This window comes from Streptococcus sp. HSISS2 (genome assembly GCF_000448665.1).
In the GTDB taxonomy this organism is placed as follows: Bacteria; Bacillota; Bacilli; order Lactobacillales; family Streptococcaceae; genus Streptococcus; species Streptococcus raffinosi.
Window position 1 is genome coordinate 1,750,714 of sequence record NZ_CM002133.1, and the last position, 9,018, is coordinate 1,759,731.

Here is a 9,018-nt window from a genome sequence, read left to right on the forward strand (position 1 = left end):
GGATGTTATCCTTGTTGTTTGCGTCAAACTTAGTTGTATCCAACCATACTTGGTAGTAAAGTTTAGAGCCACGTTCAACTGACTTAGTATTCAAGTTTTCAGCTTCGTTGTTGTTTGTATTGTCGACATATGGATTTGTGTTTGTTTCACCATATTTATCTGTCAATTCAGAATCGTCATCAACGAGCTTAGTACCTGTGATATCGAATTTCGCTTTAGATACAACGTATTTCTCTGGTTGGAACTTAGGTTCTGTTGGAGGTGTTACGGTATTGTTAAATTCTTTATCAGCAGCATCTGTGACAGTTGCTACGATTGCTTTCGCAGTACCATCGTGAGATACTACAACTTTCACAGTTGCAACCATTGGGTCGTAAGTAACTGTGCTATCAGTACCACGAACTTCTTCTACAGTGTAGTTGTAAGTCTTACCAAGATCATCACGACCAAACTCAAGTGTCTTGAAGTTTACTTTACCACTCGCATCATTATGAGCACGTTCAACTTCTGTACCATCTTTCTTCAAGATGAATTCGAATTCGTTAGCTTGAAGTGTACGTCCAGCAAGAGTCTTAGTGAAGTTAAGGTCAAGTGGAACTGGAACACTGTTAACACGTTTTTGTGTTGGTTTGTGTGGTGTTTCAACCGTCTTGCTTACTGGGTTGTAAACGTGAACTGTTTGGTTGGCTGTATTTTCAATATCAGCACCAGCTTTAACAGATTCTTTAACAGTTGCTGGAATATCAAATTTATAGTAACGACCAAATTCGAACTTAGTAGTATCGATAACTGGGTTGTTTACTTTATCTTTGATGAAATCTGCTTTAGAAGTTGCAGTGATTGTACCATTTTCAACTGTGATGTCGAACTTGTTAGTCACATCTGCACCAGTAACTGAATCGTAAGCCTTGATGTCTGAAGCGTTCACTGTCAATTTATCAGCATCGTATTTATCTGATACACCAACGTATTGAACGTTGTTTGCGTCAGTAAATTGATTTGTATCAAGCCATACTTGGTATACCAATTTAGAACCGCGTTTAACAGTCTTAGTATTCAAGTTTTCTGGTTCGTTGTTAGCAACACCATCAACATATGGATTTGCATTTGTAGCTTCATACTCGTCACCAGGAACATCATCGTCATCATCAGTCAATTTATGACCAGTGATATCATATTTTTCTTTACTTACAACGAATTTTTCTGGTTGGAATTTAGGTGTTTCTGGTGGTGTTACTTTGTTGTTGAATTCTTTATCGGCAGTACCGTCAGTAGCATTACCGTTGGCATCAACCCCACCAGTTGAAGATACGTTTGTAACTGTAGTCAATGAATGACCGTTCTTAGCAACTTCAACTGTAACAGTAGCTTTCATCTTATCGTAAGTCATACCAAACTCTTTGTTGGCTGGGATAACTTCTTCTACTGTATAAGTGTGAGTACCTACTTTAGTGTTGTCGAATGACAAGTTAGAGAATGAAACATTACCAGCAGCATCATTCTTAACTGTTTCAACAACTGCACCTGTAGCAGCATCTTTCAATACGAAGCTGAATTCACCTGCTTTAAGTTCACGACCAGCCAATTTCTTAGTAAAGTCGAACTTAGTCACAACTGGAGCAACAACATAGTTGTTGAACTCAGTGTCAGCTGGCATTGTAACAGCAGCGTTCAAAAGACCCGTTTGAGCATCTTTTGTGACATTGACAGTCACAACTGCGTTCATTGAATCATAATCAATGTTTGTATCTGTTCCAGCTTTTTCACGTACTGTGTAAGTGTGTGTACCTACAGTTGCATATGAGATTGGATCAAATTGGATTGAACCATCAGCCGCATTCTTCTTAGTTTGGATGACATTGCCGTTTTCAAGCAATTCGAAGGTGAAGGCATTGGCTTCAAGAGTCTTACCTTCCAAACGTTTTGTAAAGCGGAATTGTGCTTGTGTTGGAGATGAAGTGAATGTATTGTTGAATTCTTTGTCGGCTGGAAGTGTATTAACAGCTTTAAGAACATGTCCATCTTTAGTAACAGTGATTGTTACTTCAGCTTTCATTGGGTCATATTGCATACCAGCTTCAGAACCACGAACTTCTTCAACAGTGTACTTGTGAGTACCAACTTGTGCGTTTGTGAATGTCAAATCGTCAAAGGCGATCACACCACTAGCGTCGTTAGTCTTAGTTTGAAGAACAGTTCCGTTGGCATCTTTCAATACGAAGCTGAATTCACCATCTTTAAGGGCACGACCTGCAAGAGCTTTAGAGAAGTTGAATTTAGTCTTAACAGGTGCAACAGCAAAGTTATTGAACTCAGTATCAGCTGGCATTGTAACTGCAGCGTTCAAAAGACCTGTTTGAGCATCTTTTGTAACATTTACAGTCACAACTGCGTTCATTGTATCGTAATCAATGTTTGTATCTGTTCCAGCTTTTTCACGTACAGTGTAAGTGTGTGTACCTACAGTTGCATATGAGATTGGATCAAATTGGATTGAACCATCAGCTGCATTTTGTTTAGTTTGGATCACATTACCGTTTTCAAGCAATTCGAATGTGAAGGCATTAGCTTCAAGAGTCTTACCTTCCAAACGTTTTGTGAAGCGGAATTGTGCTTGTGTTGCAGCAGGTGTGAATGTATTGTTGAACTCAGTGTCTGCTGGAAGCGTATTAACTGCTTTAAGAACATGACCATCTTTAGTAACAGTGATTGTTACTTCAGCTTTCATTGGGTCATATTGCATACCAGCTTCTGAACCACGAACTTCTTCAACAGTGTACTTGTGAGTACCAACTTGTGCGTTTGTGAATGTCAAATCGTCAAAGGCGATAACACCACTAGCATTGTTAGTCTTAGTTTGAAGAACAGTTCCGTTGGCATCTTTCAATTGGAAACTGAACTCACCAGCTTTAAGAGCACGACCCGCAAGTGCTTTAGTGAAGTCGAACTTAGTCTTAACAGGAGCTACAACATAGTTGTTGAAGACTTTATCATCCGCACTTGAAGCAAAACCACCAGTACCACTGTATTTAACTTTAGCTTGCAAATCACCTTGAGCGTTCTCCGTTACATCAACAGTCATAGTAACTGTCATTGCATCGTAGTCGACATCCTTATCTGCACCTGGTAATTCGGTAATAGTATAAGTATAAGTACCTACTTTATTAAATGTTAATTTAGAGAAGGTTGCCTTACCATTTTTATTTGTGACAGTTTCTTCCACACCAGGTGCAGAAGAGTTTTCCTTAATCTTAAAGCTGAATTCACCATCTACAAGGTCACGACCTTCCAATTGCTTTTCAACTTCTGGTTTTACCTTGATAGTTTCTGTCTTATCGTAGTAGTAAATTGGTTGTTTGTATGGTACAAGAGTGTTGAGCAAGTCAACGTTCATACCAATACCTTTAACTCCTCTTCTAAGTTGCTCATTATCAGTATTATAACCGATATTATCTCCCAAGAATGGAACAAAAACTGTCTTGTAAGGAGTGTAGGCAGCATCCCGTTGGAAATCAAATGGAAATTCAATACCATTCGGATGATTCACACCATCAGTACCAGTAAATGGAATTGTATGAAGAGGTGACATTTTCTTAACCAATTCCTGAGTATTGTTCTCACCCGGTTTGATTGGCTTAGTTTCTGCTAAAAGCATATAGCCATCAGTACTCAAAGTACCATCTGAACGTTTGCTTTGTTGTTTTGGATCTAACAAGTAAACGCGAATGACGACTGAACCATCTTCACCAACGATTTCTTTGATACGTTTAATACCGTATCTATCAGCATCCATAAACTTGGTTCCAACTTTATATGGACGACTGACATAACCAGAAGTTGTATCTGGAGCAGCTGTTTGATAAAGCTTGTAAGTTGTTTCTCTGGTAATTTTATCTGTAAGTTCTTCAGTCTTTTTAAATTGACGTTCCCCAGAAGCTGTGAAGTTTTGACCTTCCATAGCTTTCAGAGTATATTCAGCTAACTCAGTTTCATTGCCATTTTCTTTATAGTCCTGAGTTGTAACAGACTTACCAGTTTCCTTGTAGGTAGGGTTCCCCTGGTCAACAAGTTTATAGTAAGTAGTCTTTTCAACATTAACAGGAATCTTAAAGTTCGTATCAGTAACCTGACGACCATTATAAGCAGGTTCAACTGCATTCAAAATATCATTTGAATTACGTGCACTGTAGACAGCATTATAATGATCTTGTTCTGTTGGAGTCAAGTTATGACCTGGAGCAACTAAGGCTTGAATAGCAGAACCTACTTCAAATCCCATTTGAATGAACGGTTGGTCTGTCTTGCCAGGACCTTGTCCAGCGCCAGCTTGATAGTCCACATACAATGTCAACTCACTATTAGATTTTTGACCTGTTGTAGTGAATTTTTGAATACCGCTAGTTGCAGTGATTGTGTGTGTTTCAACTACATTACCCGTATTCTTATCAATCAATTCAACTGTAGTATCTGTTGAAGTGTCAAAATTCTTATAAGCACGTGCATAGTAGTTTGTATTGTAACGGGTATTGTATTTTGTGAGATTCCAAATACCATAAGTATAGAAGTCTCCTTCTTTAGCTTGGTACCCTGATGGAATTGTTTGAGAGTGTACAGATGCTCCGTTAGGATCTGCCATTTCTGGATTGGCAGCAACATTTGGAGCTAATGTCGTTACAACATCAATCGGTGCTACGTTATGGTCTGTCAAAGCACGACGGTTACGACGGCTGCTTCTTGTTGCCAAAGCACCAGCATTCGTCATATCTGTTGCTGCACGGTCAAGTGTTGCACTACGATTTGCTGCTGATCCTACAGAATAAAAACGTGAATAACCACGTGCTGTAACATTTGGCTTAACACTTGTTGCTGCCGCAGCAGTTTCAGCTGCTGGTGTTTCTTCAGCTACTGGAGCTGCTGTTGCTGCAGAATGGTTAGCTGCTGCTGCAGCTGGAGTTGCTGTAGCGGCTGTTGCTGCTGGTGTTGAAGCTGTTGTTTCAACTTTACCGCTGGCTGCTGCAGTTGAAGCTGCAGTTGCTGGTTTAGCTGCTTCTGACGTAGCTTTGTTTTCTGCAGGTTTAGCTGCTTCTGATTTAGCGCTTGAAGAAGCTTCTTCTTTTGCTGCTTCAGAAGTTGTTGCTTCAGCCTTTGGAGCTTCAGAAACAGAAGCTACTGAGATTGGTAGCGTTGAAGTTGGGGCTTCAGCCGCAGCTGCAGCAGTTGGATCTGATTGAGCAACAGAAGTTGCTGTTTCTTTGACCAGATCTGCAGTGCCCTCAGCTCCTACAGCTGCAGAAGAATCTGAAGACGACGTTGATGCTGCGTCAACCTCTTCAGCCTGTGCGGTGTGAGCAGCAAACAATGCTGTCCCAAGCAAGACTGAAGCGACACCAAACGAATATTTACGCAATGAAAAGCGTTGGCGTCTGTTGAAAATGTCTTTCATTATAAAGTCTCCCTCTTTAAAAAAGTTAGTTATATGTCACATGCATTCGAGAATTTGTATCCTCGTATCCATGATTCAATTGCATTTTAATATTCTGACAATTTATAGTCAAGTGATTTAGACAACTTTTTTAAAAAAATCAAATTGTCAGACATTTTACTTTGTTTTTACTCATTAATTCTTACCTAACAACTGTAAAATGCAGTAAATAACTGAGTTTTTCTTTAAATTTTACATCTTTTACCACTTCTTATTTTTCTAATCAACTCATGCAGATTAATCATAATTTTAATCTTAGTGATTGTTGATGTGCCATATAATTATCATTATTTTTATTTATGTTCTCATTTAAACCTTACTTAAAGTAGAGAAATCACATAAAGGCGGACTATATGTCCCTCTGAATCGAAAAGCTAGCCTAAACTGACGATTGTCTCCTTCTTTTTGTTTAAGGGGCGCTTTTCCTTCAGAATCCCCTATTTGAAAATGGTTGCCAAGAGTTAAAAATCTTAAAAAGTTTATTAATACCTACCTGGTTTTATCCATTCTTTCCTCACAATTCAAAAAAGTCATCCCATTTTCCCGGTAACCCTCTCAAGATTTTGTTACTTACTAACGGTTTCTCAGAGACTTAAGATTAGTCTAGTTAGCCTCTTTTCTTAAAATTTTAAAATTCCAAGCTTATAAACTTGGGATTCTTGTCATTTTTTTAGAGAGGAACTGCTTGTCTATTTCTTCCTTATATGGTTGTCGTTCCAGCTCTGTAATTCTTGATAGGATTTGACTTTACCTTCCTCATTAGTCGGTTTAAAGGCGCTAACCTGTAACTCATAGGCATCTTGCCCCACTGGCGCCATCCAGTGCAACAGGGCATTAACCCAAGTCTCGTTAGTGACTTTATTTGGAAGGCTGTAGATTCTCGCATGTTTGGTCTTAACTGCCTCGTAGGCATCTTTTTGCTCTTTGGCAAAGTTGGTATTGTCCATATTAAGACTTCTGTCCTTGGCTGAAAGGTAATATAAAGCAGGCAGATTACCAGTTGGTGTGTTACTATGATCATCAAAATCTTTACCATTAGCAGCACTCTGAAACATCTCAAGACCAAAAGGCGCTAACGTCTTAGAGATATCAACATTAGCGTGTTTAAATTCCGTCTCCAATGTATCGGAGTTGGTTGGAATGTACATTTCCTCTATCTTTTGAGAATAAAGATTGAGGAACTTTTTATTGGCAGTAGGGTCAGCTGACGATGCCCCAAATGGCAATTGTAGGTAGCCCTGTCCATTGAGCATGAAAAGTCTTAGACTTGCCTGATTTAAATAATCTTCATCCCCAGCTTTTTTAGCCAATTTCAAAAGGTCGATTTGTTTGGGTTTTTGATTTGGTTTTTCCGTGTCATACACATAGATATTATAGTAGTCATACTTGTAAAGACTATCACCCTTGGCATTTTTCTTACTAGATAGATTCCCTTTATACTCTTGAGTGACGAGGTATTGACCAGCTACCCCCACTATGTTAAACATGTTTCTATCCTGACCAGGGTTTGGTGTCACGAGTAGAAATTCCTTGTTATCCCCGAAAGTTTTCAGGGTGATTTTGAACAAAGGATCCTCTGCATTGCTGCCTGAATAGAGGGTACTACTCGACTTGCCCGATGCGTTCGAGCCTTTAGCACTCTTACTGCTACCATTGAGAGCAAAAAAGATAGCTATCCCAGCAATAACAAAGAGAAGCGCCACTAAGAGACCAATAAAAACAGCCTTGGTTGTCTTATCACTCTTAGGTGTGGACTTTTGCATAAACTTATTTTCCATAATAATCTCCCATTTTTCTGTATCACTTTTAGTATAGCATAGACAGGGGGGGGGTGATAAGGTGCTAAAAACTTCCATCCTTTATAGAAAAGGAAAGCCTCAAAAAAGTCATTTTCTTCATATACAAAAAAACTCAGGCAAAACCTGAGTTCTTTTAGTCTTAATCAATTTCAAGACCACCAGTATAAAGTCGGTAGTAAGTACCACCTTGTTCCATAAGGCTGTCGTGGTCGCCACGTTCAATGATATGTCCATGGTCCATAACCATAATCACATCTGAGTTAACGATGGTTGAAAGACGGTGGGCGATAACAAAGACGGTACGTCCTTCCATGAGGCGGTCCATCCCCTCTTGTACCATTTTTTCGGTACGAGAGTCAATAGAGGAAGTCGCCTCGTCAAGGATGAGAACCGGTGCATTAGCAAGGGCAGCACGCGCAATGGCAATCAGCTGACGTTGTCCATTAGACAAGCCTGCACCATCGTCTGTAAGAACAGTGTCGTAACCATTGTCCAGATGTTGCACAAAGGAATCCACGTTAGCAATACGAGCAGCTTCAAGAATTTCTTCACGAGTCGCATCCGCACGGCCGTAGGCAATATTTTCAGCGATAGTCCCTGTGAAGAGATGGGTATCCTGAAGCACGATACCAAGTGAGCGACGAAGAGAATCTTTTTCAATCAGCTTCACATCGATACCATCATAAGTAATCACACCAGATTGGATGTCGTAGAAACGGTTAATCAAGTTGGTAATTGTCGTCTTACCAGCACCTGTCGCACCGACAAAGGCAACCTTTTGCCCCTTGTCTGCATAGAGGTTAACGTCGTGAAGGATTTGTTTCTTACCATCGTAAGAGAAATCAACATCTTGGAAGACCACATTTCCGACCAACTCGACCAACTCGTAGTCGCCATTTGGACGTGGGTGCTTCCAAGCCCAATGGTTGGTTTTCTTGTCTGTCACAACCATTTGACCGTCTACCAATTCGTAATTAACCAAAGTGACCTTACCTTGATCCACTTCTTCTGCTTCATCCAGAAGGTCAAAGATACGGTCGGCACCGGCAAGCGCCATAAGGACAAAGTTCAGTTGTTGAGAGACCTGAGTAATAGGGCCGTTGAAGGAACGGTTCAATTGTAGGAAGGCCATGAGACCACCGATAGTCAAGCCACCCACACCATTGAGGGCAAAGACCCCACCGACCAAGGCAGTCAAGACGAAGGATACATTTCCTAAGTTCCCAAGGATTGGCATGAGGACATTGGCATAGCGATTGGCCAAGTATGAGGATTGGAAGAGTTCTTCATTAATCTTGTCAAAGTCAGCCATGCTTTCTTCTTCGTGGACAAAGGCCTTGACCACTTTTTGACCTGACATCATTTCTTCGATAAAGCCATTCTCAATCCCAAGATTCTTTTGTTGCTCACCGAAGTAACGGCCTGATTTGGCAGATATATTTTTAATAACCATAAACATGATGCCTACCATGATTAGGACCACGATAAAGAGAAGTGGACTCACAGTAAGCATGGTTACAGTCACACCAATAAGGGTAATGGCCGTTTGCAAGAGTTGGGGAATGGATTGCTCAATGGCCTGACGGAGGGCATCGATGTCATTGGTATAGATCGACATGATGTCCCCGTGTTTATGAGTGTCAAAGTAACGAATAGGGAGCTTTTGCATACGAGCAAAAAGCTGATTACGAAGGGAACGTAAGGAATCTTGTGAAATCGTCGCCATGAGGAGGAAGC

The 9,018-nt window shown here is 40.3% G+C and carries 3 protein-coding genes; all 3 read right to left on the reverse strand.

Going from position 1 to position 9,018, the window contains the following annotated elements:
- Nucleotides 1-5,443, reverse strand: a 5,443-nt coding sequence (locus HSISS2_RS07545; RefSeq protein ID WP_042767091.1) for an FctA domain-containing protein, incomplete at its 3' end; no start/stop codon positions are given.
- A gap of 728 nt (nt 5,444-6,171) precedes the next feature.
- Nucleotides 6,172-7,260 (reverse strand): hypothetical protein, encoded by a 1,089-nt coding sequence (locus HSISS2_RS07550; protein ID WP_021146171.1) that lies wholly within the window; start codon nt 7,258-7,260, stop codon nt 6,172-6,174.
- Nucleotides 7,261-7,420: 160 nt separating this feature from the next.
- On the reverse strand, nt 7,421-9,018 hold a 1,598-nt coding region (locus HSISS2_RS07555; protein WP_134981523.1), incomplete at its 5' end, for an ABC transporter ATP-binding protein.

Bases quoted from the DNA above. Each gene is read 5' to 3' on its own strand.
- HSISS2_RS07550 (WP_021146171.1), bottom strand. From the start codon at position 7,260: ATGGAAAATAAGTTTATGCAAAAGTCCACACCTAAGAGTGATAAGACA.